This is a genomic window from Kribbella solani (genome assembly GCF_014205295.1).
GTDB classification, from domain to species: Bacteria; Actinomycetota; Actinomycetes; order Propionibacteriales; family Kribbellaceae; genus Kribbella; species Kribbella solani.
This window is the reverse complement of the sequence record NZ_JACHNF010000001.1, coordinates 6,008,718-6,025,807: the sequence shown is the minus strand read 5'-3', so window position 1 is coordinate 6,025,807 and position 17,090 is coordinate 6,008,718. Positions and strand designations below refer to the sequence as shown.

Below are 17,090 nucleotides of genomic sequence, written 5' to 3'. Positions count from 1 at the left end.
CGTGGTCACAGTCCCTCCGCGAGGGGTCCAAGGGTCAGGGCGGGGAAGTAGGTAAGGCCGGTGACGATCAGCACGGTGCCGACCAGCAGCGTCACGAACAGGGCCTTGTGGGTGGGCAGCGTGCCCTGCGTCACGGGCACCGGCTGCTGTTTCGCGAGCGATCCGGCCAGCGCCAGTACGAAGAGGATCGGCACGAACCGGCCGAGCAGCATCGCGATTCCGAGCGCGGTGTTGAAGAACGGCGTGTTCGCGCTCAGTCCACCGAACGCGCTGCCGTTGTTGTTGCCGGCCGACGTGAACGCGTACAGCACCTCGGAGAATCCGTGCGGGCTGTCGGTGTTGAAGATCGACACCCGCGCGGAGGCCAGACCCATCGCGATCGACGTACCGACCAGGACAATGGTCGGCGTGGTCAGGATGTACAGCGCGACCAGCTTCATCTCGCGCGCGGTGATCTTCTTCTTCAGGTACTCCGGCGTACGACCGACCATCAGGCCCGCGACGAAGACCGCGAGAATCGCCAGCACGAGCATCCCGTACAAGCCCGATCCGGTACCGCCGGGTGTGACTTCGCCCAGCATCATGTGGAACAGGGCGGTACCGCCGCCGAGCGGGGTGAACGAGTCGTGCGCGGAGTTCACCGCGCCGGTCGACGTACCGGTGGTCGAGCTGGCGAACAGTGCGGACGCCCACTCGCCGAACCGGGTCTCCTTGCCCTCCATCGCGGCTCCGGCGGCCTGGGTCGCCGTGCCGGCACCCCGGGTCTCGAAGAACGTGGCGGAGAAGGTGAAGGCGGCCCAGATCGTGCCCATCACGCCGAGGATCGCGTACCCCTGGCGCTTGTCCTTCACCATCAAGCCGAAGGTCCGGGTCATACAGACCGGGATGACCAGCAGGAGGAAGATCTCGAACAGGTTCGACAGGCCGTTCGGGTTCTCGAACGGGTGCGCCGAGTTGGCGTTGTAGAAGCCACCACCGTTCGTACCCAGCTCCTTGATCACTTCCTGACTGGCGACCGGGCCACCCGGGATCGTCTGGGTCTGGCCCACCACCGAGGTCACCTCGTGACCGCCGGAGAAGTTCTGCACGACGCCCATCGCGACCAGCGCGAGACCGCCGATGACCGCCATCGGGAGCAGAACGCGCAGCAGCGTCCGGGTCAGGTCGACCCAGAAGTTGCCGACGCGGTCGGTCTTCGAGCGGGTGAAGCCGCGGATCAGCGCGATCACCACCGTCATCCCGACCGCCGCCGAGACGAAGTTCTGGACGGCCAGCCCGGCGAACTGGACCAGGTGACCCATCGTCGCCTCAGGTGAGTACGACTGCCAGTTGGTGTTCGTGACAAAGGAGGCGGCGGTGTTGAAGGCGATACCGTTCGGGACGCTGGGCAGGCCGAGCGACAGCGGCAGCCAGTGCTGCAGGCGTTGCAGCAGGAAGAGCAGTACCAGACTCGCGGCCGAGAAGGCGATCAGCGACCGCCCGTACACCGCCCAGGTCTGGTCGGCGCGCGCGTCGACGCCGAAGAGTTTGTACAGGCCACGCTCGACACGCAGGTCCTTCCCGGACTCGTACGTACGCGCCATGTACCCACCGAGCGGCCGGTAGACCACCGCCAGGCACAAGATCAGGAAGCCGACCTGCAGGAGGCCGGCCGCGGTGTCTGACATCAGAACCTCTCGGGAAAGATCAGGGCGGCGATCAGATAGAGGACCAGCGCGGCGGCAACCACCAGACCGGCGATGTTCTCGGCGTTCATGCCTCCACTGCACACCGCTACCTGCCCGGTCAGGAGGCTTCTCGCAGTCCTCTCACACCCGGCTGTACAGCTCTCACGGACTTCTCACATACTTGCGGCTGGTATTCCGACCCACAGACAGGGATCAACACCCACGTGACCGAGATCGACACCACCGCCCCCGCCGAGCAGTTCTTCTCCTCGGAGACCCGGGAGGCACTCGCCGCCGCGAGCCGTAAGCTCGCCGAGCGGCTGCAGGCGCACACCGACGCGCTGCTGGCGATGACCGGCACCGAGGACCACGCCACGCTGTTCGAGCACAACGCCGCGCTCGAAGGCGTGGTCGAGGACTGGAACGACGCCGTGTTCGAGCACACCGGCACGACGCCGCTGCTGCTGGACGAGCCGGTCGAGGAAGACGACGAAGAGACCGAGCAGGACCACGTGATCAGCGTCGTGTCGCGGTTCGATCTGCGCGTACTCGACCTGGACACGCTGCTCGAAGCCGGTCGCGCCGCACAGGAACGGCACCCGGCCGAGCTGGACGAGTCCGGCGACCGCGACCCGGTCGACACCGCCGAGCAGGCCATCTACGAGATCAGCCGCGAGGTCGGCGAAGCCTGGTTCGAGCTGCCAGGTACGGAGATGGTCGCGGGAGCGCGCGCGTACGTCGTACCCGAAGCACCGTACGAACCGCTCGACGTCGAAGCCGAGGACGTCGTGACCGAACTGATCGCCCCGAACGGCGTGGCCACCCACGCCGAGACCTGGTCCTAGACGAGCAGGTCCTAGACGAGCAGTTGTCCGTCGAGGACGGTGATCGCGTGACCGGTCAGCAGAACCCGGTCACCTGACGACTTGACCCGCACGACCCCGCCTCGGGCGGACGCCTGGTAGCCGACCAGTTCGTCCCGCCCGAGGCGATCGCCCCAGTACGGCGCCAGTCCGGTGTGCGCGCTTCCCGTCACCGGGTCCTCCGGAATCCCGCTCCCGGGCGCGAAGAACCGGGACACGAAGTCGTACCGCTCGCTCGGCGCCGTCACGATGATCCCGCGCAGCCGCACCTGCTTGGTGATCACCTCGAGCCCGTCGAAGTCGGGCACCACCGCAAGCACGGTCGCCTCGTCGGGTACGACGACCAGCAGGTCCCGCAGGTCGCCGATGATGTACGTCTCCAGCGGCTCGAGCCCCAGCGCCGCCACCAGCCCGGCAGGAACGTCCACCGCGACCGGCCGGTTCACCGGAAAGTCCAGCGTGATGCCGTCGTCCGCGACGTCCGCCACCAGGACCCCGCTCAGCGTCGAGAACGAGGCCTTGCCGGTCACCTTGCCGTCGGACGCGAGCACGTGCGCCGTCGCCAGCGTCGCGTGCCCACACAGCTTTTCTTCGTTCGTCGGCGTGAACCAGCGCAGATCCCAGTCCGCCTCCGCGCCGGCGCTCGGACGGACGAAGGCGGTCTCCGCGTGGTTCATCTCCGCGGCGACCGCCTGCATCCACTTCTCGTCCGGCCAGTCGCCGGCTTCCAGTACGCACACGCCGGCCTGGTTCCCGACGAACGCCCGCTCCGCAAACGCATCGACGACCCGAATCCTCATGGGTCCGACGCTAGTACAAGTCAGTCCAGCGGGCGGAGCTCATCGGCGTACGAGACGGAGATGCGCCGAAGTACACCGTCCTTCGCGGTGTACTGACCCATCCGCCACAGCGGCGGACTGTACGCGTGCACGGTGACACTGCCCTTGTCGAGCCCGGTCAACCGGTGAATGTGGTCCGGCCCGAAGCCGTACACGTCCCCGGCCGAGACCTCGGTCTCGATCGAGTCGGTCCCGATGGCGAGGTTGTGCTCGACCAGCTTGCCCTTCGCGACCGCGACCGCGCCGGACGAGACGTCGTGGTCGTGCCAGCCGGTGTCGTTGACGGGCGTCCAGCAGATCAGCCACACGTCGACGTTGGCGTCGCGGTGCAGCGAGGCGAACACGCGCTCCTCGTCGCTGTACGCGACCTTGTCCTCCCACAGCTGCGGCTGCGCGGCGATCGACGCGGCCAGCTCGGAGAGCTCGGCCGGGGTCAGGTCGCGGCCGGGCAGGTCGTCCAGCGACAGACAGTTGTTCAGCTCCACGAGGCGGCTGGCCTGGCGGGCCGGGATGTCAGGTACATCGATGGGCTGAGCAGTCACTGCACTCCCCTCTCAGGAGGTGGGAATCCGGCACCGAACAAGAGCCGGTGCGGGTTGTCGTGGCGGATCACCGCGGTCGCGGCGTCGCCCTGGCGAAGGTCGGTGATCCCCGCGTACGGCCGGTCGGTGCCGTGCACGACCTGGTCGATACCGAGGACTCGCGCGACCGCGTCGATCCCCTGCGGGCCGTAGCTCGAGGTGTCGACGTACAACTTCGGGTCGATGGTGCCGAGCCGTCCGCCGCGCGCGGTCAGCCGCTCGTGGTGTACGGGCGCGAGCCCGGCCGCCGCGACGAAACACATCCGCAGCTCGGGGTACGCGCGCCGGCCCCCGTACGCGTGCCAGGCCCACCATGCGGCCTGCAACTGTGCGGTGTAGTCGACGACGGGCGCCCACCAACCGGGACCATCGGTCTGGTCAGCCACGCCGGGGTGCACCAGGATCGGCCGGCCGGACAGCTCGGCCGTACGCAGCAGCTCACCGACGGCATCCCAGCCGGCCGGCGTACCGAGCACGTGCGCGGGTAGTTGCAGGCCGAGAAAGCCCTTGGCCAGCAGGGATTTCAGCTCTTCGACGTCCGGCTCCAGCAGGTTCACCGAAGCCCAGGCGCGGAACGGCTTCGGGAACTCCGCCGCCCCGGCGTGCCAGGCGGTCAGCAGCTCTTCGTCACCGAGGTGCTCGACACCCAGCGGGCTCGACAGCGACACGGCCGCCAGCGTCGTACCGAGGTCCTGCTCCAGCGCGACCCGCTTGCCGAGCTCGTGCGCGGCGGGGTCCACGTCGTACGGCGCCTCGGTCGCGGTGTGCAGCGTCCAGCCGGTCAGGTACGGCGGCTGCCGGCGAGCCCGGAGCCGGTCCACGAAAGCCTCCGGCCAGAGGTGCTGGTGGACGTCGATCATCGACCGCTCCTCGGTTTGATCAAATTGAAGCGCTTCAGCGTGTACCAAGTGAAGCGCTTCAAAGGGCGTCCTGTCAAGTTTCTGTCCGTACCCCCGGCTAGGGTCGTGGGCATGTCCGGAACCGGCCGCAGGCCAACCCTCAAGGACATCGCCGCCGAGACCGGGCTCTCGATGGCCGCCGTGTCGTACGCGCTGCGTGGTCTGCACGGCACGCCGGAGACCCGGCAGCGGGTTCAGGACGCGGCCGACCGGCTCGGGTACCAGGCCGATCCGGTCGCGCGGGCGCTCGCCTCCGGGCGCAGCGGCTCGGTCGGCGTACTGTGCGCGTCGCTGGAGGACCTGTGGCAGCAACGGGTCGCCGCCGCGCTCGGCCGCGAGCTGCTCGCCCCGGACCGGAACGCCTGGATCATCGACTCGGCCGGCGATGCCGACCGGCAACTCGAGCTCGCCCAGCACCTGGTCGACCACCGCGCCGACGCGATCGTGGTGATCCCGATCGACCCGGCCGCGAAGGGCTGGGCGGAGATCGCCGAGCAGGCACCGGTGATCGCGATCGGCGACGCCCTGCCGGGCGCGAAGGCAAAGTCCGAGGTCGTCCTCGACAACGAGACCGGCGTCACCACAGCCCTCCGCCGCCTCACCACCGCCGGCCACCACGACCTCGCCATCCTCATCCCAACCCGCCGGCTCGCCGCCGGCCAAGGCGATCTCGCCGCACCCACCTCGACCCACCGGTTGGACGTGGAGCAGTCTGATGCTGTTCAGCCTCGGCCGGTGGCCTGGCGGCCGGCTGAAGAACTCGCGCAGCGGGTGGCTGGGGAGCTTGGTCTGCGGTTGCAGTTGCTGCAGTGTCCGCATGATCTGGCCGGCGCCACCGAGGTCGCCCGTACGCTGCTGACCGGTCCGTCGCGCCCGACCGGCATCCTCGCGCTCGCCGACTCGATGGCCTTCGGCGTGTACGCGGCCGCCCGTGAGCTCGGCCTGCGCATCCCGGACGACCTCTCGCTGCTCGGCTACGACGACCAGCCGATGTCGCAGCTGCTCACGCCACCCCTGTCGACGTTCCACTGGCCACTCGACGCCCTGGTCAGTCACGTCGTCGCCCGCGTCACCTCCGCGGTCGACACCAACCGCCGGGTCCGGCGTACCACGCTCACCCCGACCCTGATCGAGCGCGGCTCGGTAGCCGCCCCGCCCACCCACTGAGCCGGGCGCCGTCAGGTCAGCGCCAATCTCCACCTTTCGAAACTAAACCAAAACACTAGACTTACCCCCCACTGTCCACCATCCGGTCACCCGTCCCACCCCCGGCCCGATCCCCATTTCGGAGGTGAACCTCCCGAAGTGCCCGTTCACCACCCGCATGCAGGTGGTGAACGGGCAACGGCGGACGTTCACGTCCCAAATGGCGCTAGCCGGAGGGGCTGACGGGTCCCCCTGACATGCCGGAAGGCCGGTCGAGCGGGTGCTCGGCCGGCCTTCGCGGGGTGCTGCGGGGTGCTGCGGGGTGTTACTTGGTGCCGAAGACCTGGAGTTCGGTCATGTCGGTGAACTTGCAGCCGCCGAAGGCCCCGTTCGGGCAGTTGGTGGCGAAGTCCGGGACCTGCGGGCTGAGCATCCAGAACCGGACGTACTGGACGCCGGTCGCGTTGCCGGTCGGGGCGACCAGGTTGTACTTGCCCCGGTTGGCGGCGCCGAACGTACCCTCCGCCGCGGTGGCCCAGGTGCTGCCGTCGGCCGAGGTCTCGATCCGGTACTGGCCGGTGGACGAGCTGCCCGGGTCGCCGCAGGTGTTCGACGGGTCGACGTTGAAGTTGCTGACGTTGACCTTCGCCGGCAGCTTGATGTCGACGTGCTTGGCGATCATGGTGTTGGTCGCCGTGCCGTTGTTGTCGCCGGTGGTGCTGCCCCAGCCGGTGCCCTGCGCGTTGTCGATGGCGAAGTCCGGCCCACACTGCGGGCTGAAGTCCGGCCCGTTGAAGCCGGCCACCGTGCCGCCGCCGGACGATGCCGCCCAGTTGCGCCGCGGCACGAAGTTCGCGCTCGCGCCCGGGCTGACCTTGACCGACTGGACGATCAGCTCGTAACCCGGCGCGGAGACGACCACCTTCGGGTACGTACCCGGAGCCACGCCGGTGATCGTGTACTTGCCGGCCGCGTCGGTCGAACCGGCGTAGTCACCGGCGTAACCGGACGAGTGGCCGCCGACGTAGACCAGCGCGCCCGCGATCGGGGCCCCGGTGTCCTTGTCCTTGACCGTGCCGCTGAGCGTGGTGGTCGCGCCTGTCGGCGGCTTGTGGAAGTCCTCCGCCGGGTAGGCGTCGCCGCCGTCGACGACACCGGCGTACCAGCCCATGCCGCGGTTGGCGAAGACCGTCCAGATGATGTCGGCGTTCTTGCCGCCGCTGGCGATCAGGTCGGCCTGGACGACCGCGTTCCGCATGTCGAGCATCGTCGGGTCGGCCGGAGCCAGCTCCATCGCCCGGGTGATGATGCTCATCGCGTACCCGCGGCCGAAGCGCTCGCGCAGGTCCCACAGCGTCTGCGCCCAGACCTCGCCGGACGAGTGCACCTCCGGCGTACCACCGATGGTCGGGAAGTCGCCGTAGGTGTAACCGCCCTTGGCGCCGTTGGCCTTGACGCAGTTCGGGCTGACCGCCTTCACCCGGCAGTCGATCGCCTCGGTCCGGAACAGCTCGCCGTGCGCGACGTACTTGCCTTCGAGGACCTCACCAGGGGCGGTGGTGTCCTTCTCCAGACCGTGCGAGACCAGGTAGTCCATCGCGTAGAAGTCGCTCCACGCCTCGCCCATCGAGCCGGCCTGGATGCTGTTCAGCGTCGAGTTGCCGGTGGCGTCGACGACCAGGCGGTTGGACAGACCGTGGGTGTACTCGTGGTACAGGATGCTGGCGTCGTTGGCGCCGCTGGCCGGTACGTACGGGTCCTGCGCGTCGGTCGCGCCCGGCTGGTGCCACAGGTACATCTGCATGGTCGGCGGGGTGCCGTCCGGCGGGGTGTTCATGTTCGCGTTGTCGATGTGGTTCGCGTCCGGGCCGCCGTCGGCACCGGTGGCCGCGCCGTCGAGCGCGTTCAGGTGCACCGGGTCGCCGCCGGCCGCGTCGAACGAGCCCGCCGCCGGGGTGAAGCTGATCGGCGGCTTCGCCAGCCAGTCGTGGAAGTTGCTGGCCAGGTAGAACGCGTTGGTGACGTCCTGGTTCATGTTCGTCTTCCAGGAGTCCGGCTTGGCCGGGTCCCAGGTGCAGATGTAGGACGCGGAGCAGAACGACGACGCGTTCGGGAAGCTGGTCAGCTTGTACTCGGCGCCGGTCCCGCTGGGCCCCGCCGTGCCGGGCACCTTGACCGTCTCACCCGCGTTCGGCTGGTTGTCGTCGTTGACGTCCGCCCAGGCGGCGACCGACGTACCCTCCAGCAGCGTCTTGGCGTTCTTCGGCAGCCACTTGTTGTAGATCAGGTTCTCGACCCGCTGGGTACCACCCTTGGCCGCGCCCGGGTAGTTGTCCTGGACGAGCGCGTCACCGTTCGCGGCGCTGGACAGGTTGCGGCGGAAGAGCAGCCCGCCGGTCTGGGCGTCGATCACGTGCGAGTACACCTTGGTGCCGCCGGCGTTCACGTACGTCAGCCAGCCCTTGCGCAGACCGTCCGCGGTGTGGAACCAGACCTGCTTGGCGGTGTCGCCGTTGCTGAAGGTGGTGCTGACCCCGGCGGACTTCGCGGTCGCGGACTTGGCCGTACCGCCGATGTCCTCGATGGCGGCGCTGCGGGCGGCCGAGGCGCTCAGCTTCGGCGCGGCGGCGGCGGAGCGGGACTGCGCCGCCGAGGCCAGGCCGGAAACCGGCGAGCCCATCACGGAGACCAGCTGGCCGTGCTTGGTCACGTTGGCCTTCAGGCCGTTGCCGAACACCTCGACCCCGTCGACGACCTGGGACCAGAAGATGTGGTGCGTACCGAGGTCGTCGACGTAGTCCTTGCGCAGCTTCAGCGTGCCGAGGTCGGCGGCGGAGAGCTTGAAGACCTCCGGGTGCGCCTTGACGTAGTCGAGGACGATGGTCTCGGCCTTCTTACCGCTCTTGCCGGTGAGGAAGCCGTTCAGCTTGGTGACCTGGGCCGGCGTACCGGTGTTCGGGTCGAGCTCGACGACACCCTGGGTGCCGAGCGAGTTGCGGAACTTCTCCGAGGCCGCCGTCTCCTTGCCGGCCACCTTCGCGGACCGCGCGTAGGTGGTCTTGGCGTTCGGCGTCCGGGCGTCGTAGTAGCCCTTCTGCTCCTTGCCGCCGAAGTTCTCCGACTGGGCGGGCTTGGCCGGGTCGGGCTTCGCGGTTTGCGCGGCGTTCGCGCCGGTGGCCGTCATGGCCAGCACGGTCGCGGCCGCGGAGACGGCGGAGACTGCCAGGAGCCCCCGCCCTCTGCGTGATGTGGTCACAGCAAATCTCCATGGAGTTCGTGATCTGCGGGTCGCCCTCCACGACCCGTCCCGGGGGCTGACATTAAGCCTGCGGGGGCGTCCGGGGAAGAGAAATCTCCGGATTGCCTGGGAGTTGAGGGTTGTCCTTCGTGCCCGGAACAGTACTAGTAGTGACCGGAAAGTTGCACACAGCCACTGCCCGGTCACTACCAGTGTCGAAATCGATCAGAAAGCGCCGGTGCCGTTCGGCGTACCAAGACCGGTCGGACCGTCCCACCCGGCCCGGGCGTTGCACCACTGCGTCGTCGGGCACGAGCCGTTGCTGCCGCTCGTCACGTCGAACAGCGAACCCGGATGGGCGTACGGCAACGCGTTCGCGTACCCGGCGGTGTTGCCGGACAGGGCGTACACCGAGGCGATGATCGGCGCGGCCTCACTCGTACCGCCGAACTGCGCCCAGGTCGACGCCGTCCTGCTGGTCGGGTAGTAGATCGCCATCCCGCCCTTGGCCGGATCGGCCGCGGCGGAGACGTCGGCCATCGCCCGCTTCGAGCAGCCGGTGCCGAACGACGCGGCCGCGCTCAACGCGGTGTTGTACGTCGAGCACCCCGATCCGGCGCCGCTCCAGACGGTCTCGCTCCAGCCCCGAGAGTTGCTCGCGGCAACCAACGAGGTACCACCGACGGCGGTCGTGTACGACGACGACGCCGGGTAGCTGCCACCCTGGTAGCCGTTGTCACCGGTCGATGCGGTGACGGCGATCCCCGGGTGGTTGTAGTAGCTGCCGTACGTCGAGTCGGCCGCGTCACTGCCGCCGTAACTGTTGGAGATGGCAACAACCCCGGCCTGCTTGGACGCCGTCACGACCGCGGCACCGAGGTCCGCGAAGCCCGCCGACTTGGCCTGGACGACGATGATCTTCGCGTCCGGCGCGGCCGCCGAGACCGCATCCACGTCGAGCGCCTGCTCACCCGCCCAGCCGACGTTGAACTTCGGCAACGCGGTGCCGCCGGTCTGGTCGATCACGCGCAGGCAGCCGTTGGCCGTCGTACACGCCGACAGGCCGAACTGGGAGCGGTAGACGCCGAGGTCCCGTTCGAGATTCGGATAGCCGTACGCGTCCACGATGGCGACCGTCCGGCCGCCGGCGCTGAGGCCGTTGAGTTTGTAGGCGTCGCGCAGACCGGTAGGGGTGAGACCGGTCGAGGGCGGCGCGGCGGAAGCCGGTGCGACGCCGTTCGCGTCGACGAGCTTGATCGCGTTGCAGACCGCGGTGTGTGCGGTCCTGGCGGCGGAGCAGACCTTGGCGGCATGCTTCCCGGCGGTGTACGGGGCGGGGGCCGCGACGGCTCCCTGGACGGTCAGTCCGGCGACGGCGAGAGCACCGACACCCAGGGCGGACACGAGAATCCGTTGCCTCAACTGGACTCCTCGAGTTGTGGCCGGACCTCCGCCCGAGCTTCCCGTACTGCCGGGGGGGGGCGGAGACCGGCAATGGTTGGGATACTTCGCATCGTCCGCCCGCCGGTGATCCCGGGGCCAGCGATCGGACCGCTGACATCTGTCATGGGTGCACCCATGACATCTCACCCGGCCGGCGCCGGTTTTCCGCCTGAGCCCGGCAGCCGCGGCAGGCCCCGGCGCGGCGAAGGATTCCCCCTGAGTTTTCCCGGTCCGGACCCTTGACACCGTTTCGGCCGCCGGGCCTATGCTGACCGAACTTGTGAGAAATCGATTTCCCCGTGCGCTGGAGGACGGTCATGAATCAGCCCCTGCTCAGCCGGCGACGCTTCATACAGACGACCGGGGGTACGGCGCTCGCCGCCTCGCTGGCGGCCTGTGGTGGCGGCAACGGCAGCGGCGGTTCCGGCACCAAGGAACTGTCGTTCGTCTACATGGGCACGGCCGAGCAGCAGGCCACCTGGAACAAGCTGTTCGCGAAGTTCACCGAGCAGCATCCGGAGATCAAGCTCAAGGCCGAGGGCATCCCGCTGTCCAACTGGGGTGACTTCTTCAACAAGCTGTCCACCCGGATCGCCGGCGGCCAGGTCCCGGACGTGATCCAGATCGCCACCGAGGGGCAGCGGCTGTTCGCCTCGAAGGGCCTGCTCGCGCCGCTCGACGACTACATCAAGAAGGACCAGTCGACGATCGACGAGTACTACGCCGACATGGACCCGAACCTGATCGAGTGGGACAAGAAGTACGCCTCCACCGACGGCAAGACGTACTACCTGCCGGGCGAGTTCAACACGATGTGCATGTGGTACTCGAAGGACCTCTTCGCCAAGGCCGGCGTGCCGGAACCGACGCCGAAGTGGACCTGGGACGACTTCCGGCACGCGTGCGAGCAGATCAAGACGAAGACGGGCGCGTTCGGGTACGCGGCCGACTCGGCGTACTTCGGCGCGATCATGCCGTGGCTGCTCACCAACGGGACCAGCAGCTTCAGCGAGGACTGGTCGAAGCCCACGTTCGACGACCCGAAGGCGATCGAGGCGGCGGAGTTCAACCGCAAGCTCGTCGCCGACAAGCTGTCGCCGCCGCCCGGTGGAACGTTCGACGCGTTCACCGCCGCCGCGCAGGGCAAGCTGGCAATGTTCGGCGGCGGCCGCTGGCCGATCATCAGCATCCGGAACCTGAAGGCGACCGCGAAGATGGGCATCGTGCCGTGGCCGACGAAGGTCGAGCAGGGCTCGCCGGTCGGCTGGAACGGGTACCCGATCCTGAAGGCGTCGAAGAAGAAGGACGACGCCTGGACGTTCATCAAGTTCCTGATCTCCAAGGAAGGTTCGTCGACGTTCGCGCAGCTCGGCGGCACGATCGTGCCGGCCCGGAAGTCGATCGCGAACAGTCAGTCGTTCCTCACCGACGCGCCGAAGGGCACCGAGTACCTGTACCAGGCACTCAGCTACGCGACGCCGATCCCGTCGCCGGACAAGGGCGCCGCGGTCCAGAAGGCGATCGAGGACGGCTGGAAGCAGGTTCTGACCGGCAACGCGCAGCCTGCCGACGCGCTCGGCAAGGCGCAGACCGCGCTGGAGGGATTGGTCTGAGCCGCCGCCTGAATCCCCACCCGAAGCCTCACAAGCAGCGCCAGGAGTGGTTGCCGGGCTACTTGTTCATCAGCCCGGCCGTGCTGCTCTTCCTGGTCTTCGTCGCGCTGCCACTGCTCGCCGCGTTCGGCCTCAGCCTGTTCCACTGGGACCTGCTCAGTACGCCCGAGTTCGCCGGACTGGACAACTTCAAGCAGCTCGTACAGGACTCGGCGACCATCCGCGCGGTGCTCAACACCTTCGTGTTCGCGCTCGCGTCGGTGGTCACGCACGTCGGTATCGGCATGCTGCTCGCGCTCGGCGTCCACCGGACGATGACCCGCGGCACCAAGTACTTCGTCCGGACCGCGTTCTTCTTTCCGTTCCTGGTCTCCTGGGCGGCGGTCGCGCTGCTCTGGAAGTACGTGCTGGACCCGACCTTCGGGATCGCGGCGTACTACCTGTCGTCGTCGACGAACTGGCTGGCCTCGCCGACCTGGGCGCTGCCGACGCTGATCGTGGTCGACTGGTGGCACACCATCGGGTACACCTTCATCATCCTGCTGGCCGGTCTGCAGACGGTCCCGGCGCAACTGCTCGAGGCGGCCCGGGTGGACGGCGCGAACGCGTGGTGGCGGTTCTGGAGCGTGACGCTGCCGGTGATGTCGCCGACGATCTTCTTCGCCACCGTGATCACGTTCATCGGCGCGTTCCAGATCTTCGACCCGATGGTGATCATGACCCAGGGCGGACCGGACGGCGCGACCCGGAGCATCGTCCAGTACACGTACGAGAAGGGCTTCCAGGCCTTCGAGGTCGGGTACGCGGCCGCCCTGTCGCTGGTGCTGTTCGTGGTGATCATGATCGTGACCGGTCTGCAGTTCCGGCTGAGCCGACGGTGGGTGCACCAGTGAAGGGCCGGCTGCTCGACCTCGTCCTGGTGCTCGCCGGTCTCGTCATGATCGCGCCGCTGGTCTGGCTGATCGTGACCGCGTTGTCGGAGCCGATCAACGCGTTTCAGCTGCCGCCGCAGTGGATTCCGCGACCGCCGACGCTGCAGAACTTCCAGCAGGTGCCCGACCTGATCCCCTTCGCGCGGATGGCCTGGAACAGTGTGCAGATCGCGGTCATCACGACCGCCGGCGCTTTGCTGACCAGCGCCTTGGCCGCGTACGCGTTCAACCGGCTGCGCTTTCCGGGCCGGGACCAGATCTTCTCCGTACTGCTCGCGGCGCTGGTCGTGCCCGTGCAGCTGACCGTGGTGCCGATCTTCATCATGATGCGCTGGCTGCACCTGGTCGACACGACGGTGGCGATCTGGCTGCCCGCGTTGGTGAACGTGTTCGGGATCTTCTTTCTCCGGCAGTACATCTCGTCGATTCCGCGTGAGTTGGACGAGGCCGCGATCATGGACGGCGCGGGGCATTTCTGGATTCTGTTCCGGGTGATTCTTCCGCTGTCCCGTCCGGGCCTGACCGCGCTCGGGATCTTCGTCTTCGAGGCGTCCTGGAACAACTTCTTCTGGCCGTACATCTTCCTGTCGTCGCCGGAGAAGATGACGCTGCCGGTGGGGTTGGTGTCGTTGCAGGGTGCGGTGGGTGGCGGCCCGGCGGTTGCGTTGTTCGCGGCAATCACTCTGGTCGTGCTGCCGATCCTTGTGCTGTTCCTGATCTTCCAGCGCTCGTTCATCGCATCGATCGCGACCACCGGGCTGCGCGCATGACCAATCACTTGCCGGCCGCGTTCAAGGCGCTGTGGCACGAGCTCCCGCTGGTCGCAGCCTCAGGCGTACTGGTCTGTACGGCAACCGCTGTCGTCGTCCTGCTCAGTCCAGGGATCTCACCGCTCAGCGTGCTACTCGGTGCCATCGTCATCTCTCCGGTCTGGGCCGGTGTGATCGCGACCACCGATGCGGTTGTGCTGAAAGATCGCGGCGGTGTTCCACAACTGTTGAGGAACCTGTGGAAAAACTCGGCCGCCGGACTGGAGGTGGGGATCGTTCCGGGCCTGGTGGTGGCCGTTGCCTTGGTCAACTGGCATGCGATCTCTCCAGTCTTCGCGGTCCCCTTCGCGATCAGCGGCTGCGCCGGCGTGCTCCTACTACTCGCCTCTTGCTACGCCTTCAGCCTCCGCGTGACTTCAGGACTGCGTGGCAAACGACTCTGGTTCACCGCGCTTCACCTGGTCGCCCGTGCCCCCATGGTTCCGCTCGGCGTGCTGGCACTCGCCTTTGTCGCGCTTCTGCTCGGTACCTCAGTAACCGCTTCGCTCCTGCTGCTCGCACCCGGTCCGGTGGCGTTGTTCGCCTCTGCCGGTACATGGACGGAGAAAGATGCACTACACCGGTGACAACCTTCGACACTTCGCACTGCCGCTGGGAGGTGTTGGTACTGGCACGGTCGCTCTAGCGGGCAACGGTGCACTACGCCAATGGCAACTGCACAACGTTGGCAACCACGAGGGTCACGTACCCGACAGCTTCTTTGCGATCCGGCTGTCCCAGGTAGAACCGCCGTTGGACGAGATCCGGTTGCTGCAAGGTCCTTCCCAGCAGCCCAGCAACACTCCGCTCGTCACGGATGATCTGGTACCCGCCGGTGAATCGCGGTTGCAGGAGATCATCCAACCCGTCGGTTTATCCACAGTCACTGCCACTTATCCCCAGGCGCATGTGGACTACTCGACCGATCTGCCAGTCGCGATCAGCCTGGATGTGTTCAATCCGCTGGTGCCGGCAGACGCGGCGGCCAGCTCATTGCCGGTCGTGGCGTTCACCTTCACGTTGCACAACCCGGGTCACCTCGCCGTACGCGGCAAGCTCGCCGGTGCATTGCAGAACTCGGTCGGATGGGATGGCGTCACGCCGATCGACGGCGTCTCCTGCAGCGCGTACGGCGGGAACACGAACCGGGTGCGTCGAGGTGACTGGACTTCGCTGGTGCTGGAAAACTCCACCCTGCCTCAGGATCACCCTGCCTGTGGACAACTTGTGCTGGCGACCGATCGGGCCGATGCGCTGGTTTATCCACAGTGGACCCGGCCGGAGGAGTTCGTTGCCTTCCTCAACGGTCCGGTGACCCCGGCCTCCGGTGCCAGCGCGGCAGGTAGCACCTGGAACGGTGGTTTGGCAGTTCCGTTCCACCTGGAACCTGGTGAGACCAAACACGTCCGGTTCCTGATCGCATGGCACTTCCCAAACCGATATGTCGACTTCAACCAGTTCGGTCCGCATCCGGAGTACGGTCACAGCCGCTTCTGGTTGGGCAATGCGTACACCCGTCGTACGCCGGATGCCGTGGCGGTGGCCGATGCCTTCATTCCACGCTGGTCGGAGCTGGCTGGGCTTACAAACGACTGGGTCAAGGCGTTTGAGTCGAGCAGTCTGCCCGGGGAGGCCGGTGCGCGACTCGCTGCGCTCGCCGCCGACGTACGCAGCCCCACGGTGTTCCAGACCGCCGACGGTGACGTACTCGGCTTCGAGGGCGTGCTCGGTGCGTCCACAGTGATGTGGGGTGGACGGTACGGCGGCTCGTGCCCGTTGAACTGCACGCACGTGTGGAACTATGAGCAGACGCTATCTCGGTTGTTCCCGTCGTTGGAACAGAACATGCGGGACACCGAGTACGACGTGATGCAGGCACCGGAGGGGTACATCCCGCACCGGGTCCGTGCACCGCTGTACATGAAGCAGCTGTGGGACGTGGTGATCGGCGGACCAGAAGAGCCCGCACTAGATGGCATGCTCGGTACAGTGCTCAAGACGTACCGCGAGGTACGCCAGGGTGCCGGTCTGGACTGGCTGGGTCGCCGGTGGCCCGGTGTGGTTCGGCTGCTCGACCACATCCATGGCAAGTGGGTACGCGACGGTGTGCTGCGGGGTATCCAACCGAGTACGCATGACATCGACCTGTGCGGTGTGAACTCGTTCATGGGCACGCTGTGGCTCGCAGCCCTTCGTGCGGCTGAGGAGATGGCGTTGCTACTCGGGGAGGACAGTAAGGAGTACCGCACGCTGTTCGAGGCCGGCAGCAAGGCGTACGACGAGCTGCTGTTCACCGGCGAGTACTACCGGCAGATCCTGGACCCTGACGAGACACGTGACTTCCAGTGGGGCGACGGCTGCCTGGCGGATCAGCTGATCGGCCAGTGGTGGGCGCACCAATTGGACCTGGGTTACATCCTTCCGGCTGACCATGTACGGACCGCGCTGCGGAATGTAGTACGCCACAACCTGCGCACCGGCTTCCGCGACTTCGACCACCCGTACCGTGAGTTCGCCGACGAGGACGACACCGGTCTACTGATGTGTACCTGGCCGCACGGTGGCCGTCCGGACATCCCCACCCGGTACTGCGACGAGGTGTGGACCGGTTCGGAGTACCAGGTCGCCGCCCACTGTCTGTACGAAGGCCTCACCGACGAGGGCATGTCCATCCTGCAAGGCCTCTGGTCCAGGTACGACGGCACCCGCCGCAATCCCTTCAACCCAATCGAGTGCGGCGACCACTACATCCGCAACGCCGCCGGCTGGTCAGTGCTGGAAGCCCTGACCGGTTACCAGTACAACGCCCTCACCAGAACCATCACCTTCGCCCCGCTCGACCTCGCCCGTACGGACGGCACGTGGGGTTTCCCTTTCACCACCAACACCGGCTGGGGCATCATCACCCACACCGGAAGCACAGTGACACTGACCTGCAAGTCCGGTCAGCTCGACGTACGCACGATCCACGTCGACGGGACCGCGTACGCGATCGATGCGGCGATCGTGCCCGGTACGCCACTAGTACTGGAGAAATAGGTGAGTGCCGGCCGTCCGGCA

Annotated in this window: 14 protein-coding genes; 7 read left to right on the top strand and 7 right to left on the bottom strand. The window is 67.3% G+C overall.

Annotation, left to right across the window (positions count from 1 at the left end):
* Nucleotides 1-5: 5 nt before the first annotated feature.
* Nucleotides 6-1,667, bottom strand: a complete 1,662-nt coding sequence (kdpA, locus tag HDA44_RS27750; protein ID WP_184839336.1) for a potassium-transporting ATPase subunit KdpA — start codon at nucleotides 1,665-1,667, stop codon at nucleotides 6-8.
* Complete coding sequence (gene kdpF, locus HDA44_RS27745; protein WP_184839334.1) at nucleotides 1,667-1,756, bottom strand: K(+)-transporting ATPase subunit F; 90 nt, start codon at nucleotides 1,754-1,756, stop codon at nucleotides 1,667-1,669. The genes kdpA and kdpF overlap by 1 nt, the downstream gene beginning before the upstream one ends.
* Nucleotides 1,757-1,891: 135 nt before the next feature.
* On the opposite strand from kdpF, the gene HDA44_RS27740 reads away from it, so the two are divergent.
* Nucleotides 1,892-2,512 carry a hypothetical protein gene (locus HDA44_RS27740; protein ID WP_184839332.1) on the top strand — a complete coding sequence of 207 codons (621 nt, stop codon included), beginning with the start codon at nucleotides 1,892-1,894 and terminating at the stop codon, nucleotides 2,510-2,512.
* Nucleotides 2,513-2,523: 11 nt separating this feature from the next.
* Here the strand turns inward: HDA44_RS27740 and HDA44_RS27735 are convergent, their stop codons facing one another.
* Genes HDA44_RS27735 through HDA44_RS27725 form a run of 3 tightly spaced genes read right to left on the bottom strand, consistent with a single transcriptional unit; the run spans nucleotide 2,524 to nucleotide 4,810 of the window.
* Nucleotides 2,524-3,330 carry a PhzF family phenazine biosynthesis protein gene (locus HDA44_RS27735; RefSeq protein WP_184839330.1) on the bottom strand — a complete coding sequence of 269 codons (807 nt, stop codon included), beginning with the start codon at nucleotides 3,328-3,330 and terminating at the stop codon, nucleotides 2,524-2,526.
* A gap of 20 nt (nucleotides 3,331-3,350) precedes the next feature.
* A complete protein-coding gene (locus HDA44_RS27730; protein ID WP_184839328.1) occupies nucleotides 3,351-3,911 on the bottom strand; it encodes a cysteine dioxygenase family protein in 561 nt (186 codons plus the stop codon).
* Nucleotides 3,908-4,810 (bottom strand): amidohydrolase family protein, encoded by a 903-nt coding sequence (locus HDA44_RS27725; protein WP_184839326.1) that lies wholly within the window; start codon nucleotides 4,808-4,810, stop codon nucleotides 3,908-3,910. The genes HDA44_RS27730 and HDA44_RS27725 overlap by 4 nt, the downstream gene beginning before the upstream one ends.
* 111 nt (nucleotides 4,811-4,921) lie before the next feature.
* Here HDA44_RS27725 and HDA44_RS27720 point away from each other — a divergent pair, with 111 nt between their 5' ends.
* Nucleotides 4,922-6,016, top strand: coding sequence for a LacI family DNA-binding transcriptional regulator (locus tag HDA44_RS27720; protein ID WP_184839324.1), 1,095 nt, complete (start codon nucleotides 4,922-4,924; stop codon nucleotides 6,014-6,016).
* 304 nt (nucleotides 6,017-6,320) lie between these two features.
* Here HDA44_RS27720 and HDA44_RS27715 read toward each other — a convergent pair whose 3' ends face one another.
* Together HDA44_RS27715 and HDA44_RS27710 are read right to left on the bottom strand one after the other, a co-directional pair.
* Nucleotides 6,321-9,251: a M36 family metallopeptidase gene (locus HDA44_RS27715; protein ID WP_184839322.1), complete on the bottom strand. Its 2,931-nt coding sequence runs from the start codon at nucleotides 9,249-9,251 to the stop codon at nucleotides 6,321-6,323.
* A gap of 207 nt (nucleotides 9,252-9,458) precedes the next feature.
* Nucleotides 9,459-10,655 carry a S53 family peptidase gene (locus tag HDA44_RS27710; RefSeq protein WP_184839320.1) on the bottom strand — a complete coding sequence of 399 codons (1,197 nt, stop codon included), beginning with the start codon at nucleotides 10,653-10,655 and terminating at the stop codon, nucleotides 9,459-9,461.
* Nucleotides 10,656-10,993: 338 nt separating this feature from the next.
* On the opposite strand from HDA44_RS27710, the gene HDA44_RS27705 reads away from it, so the two are divergent.
* The 5 genes from HDA44_RS27705 to HDA44_RS27685 are packed head-to-tail and all read left to right on the top strand — an operon-like array spanning nucleotide 10,994 to nucleotide 17,069.
* The gene (locus HDA44_RS27705) at nucleotides 10,994-12,289 is read left to right on the top strand and encodes an ABC transporter substrate-binding protein (RefSeq protein WP_184839318.1); all 1,296 of its coding nucleotides are present in this window, start codon (nucleotides 10,994-10,996) and stop codon (nucleotides 12,287-12,289) included.
* Between the two features lie 50 nt (nucleotides 12,290-12,339).
* Nucleotides 12,340-13,182: a carbohydrate ABC transporter permease gene (locus HDA44_RS27700; protein WP_238352562.1), complete on the top strand. Its 843-nt coding sequence runs from the start codon at nucleotides 12,340-12,342 to the stop codon at nucleotides 13,180-13,182.
* Entirely contained in the window at nucleotides 13,167-13,991 is an 825-nt protein-coding gene (locus tag HDA44_RS27695; protein WP_337906488.1) for a carbohydrate ABC transporter permease, read from the top strand. The genes HDA44_RS27700 and HDA44_RS27695 overlap by 16 nt, the downstream gene beginning before the upstream one ends.
* Complete coding sequence (locus HDA44_RS27690; protein WP_184839316.1) at nucleotides 13,988-14,617, top strand: hypothetical protein; 630 nt, start codon at nucleotides 13,988-13,990, stop codon at nucleotides 14,615-14,617. The genes HDA44_RS27695 and HDA44_RS27690 overlap by 4 nt, the downstream gene beginning before the upstream one ends.
* Nucleotides 14,601-17,069, top strand: a complete 2,469-nt coding sequence (locus HDA44_RS27685; protein WP_184839313.1) for a GH116 family glycosyl-hydrolase — start codon at nucleotides 14,601-14,603, stop codon at nucleotides 17,067-17,069. Before HDA44_RS27690 ends, HDA44_RS27685 begins: the two co-directional genes overlap by 17 nt.
* The last annotated feature ends 21 nt before the right edge of the window (nucleotides 17,070-17,090 follow it).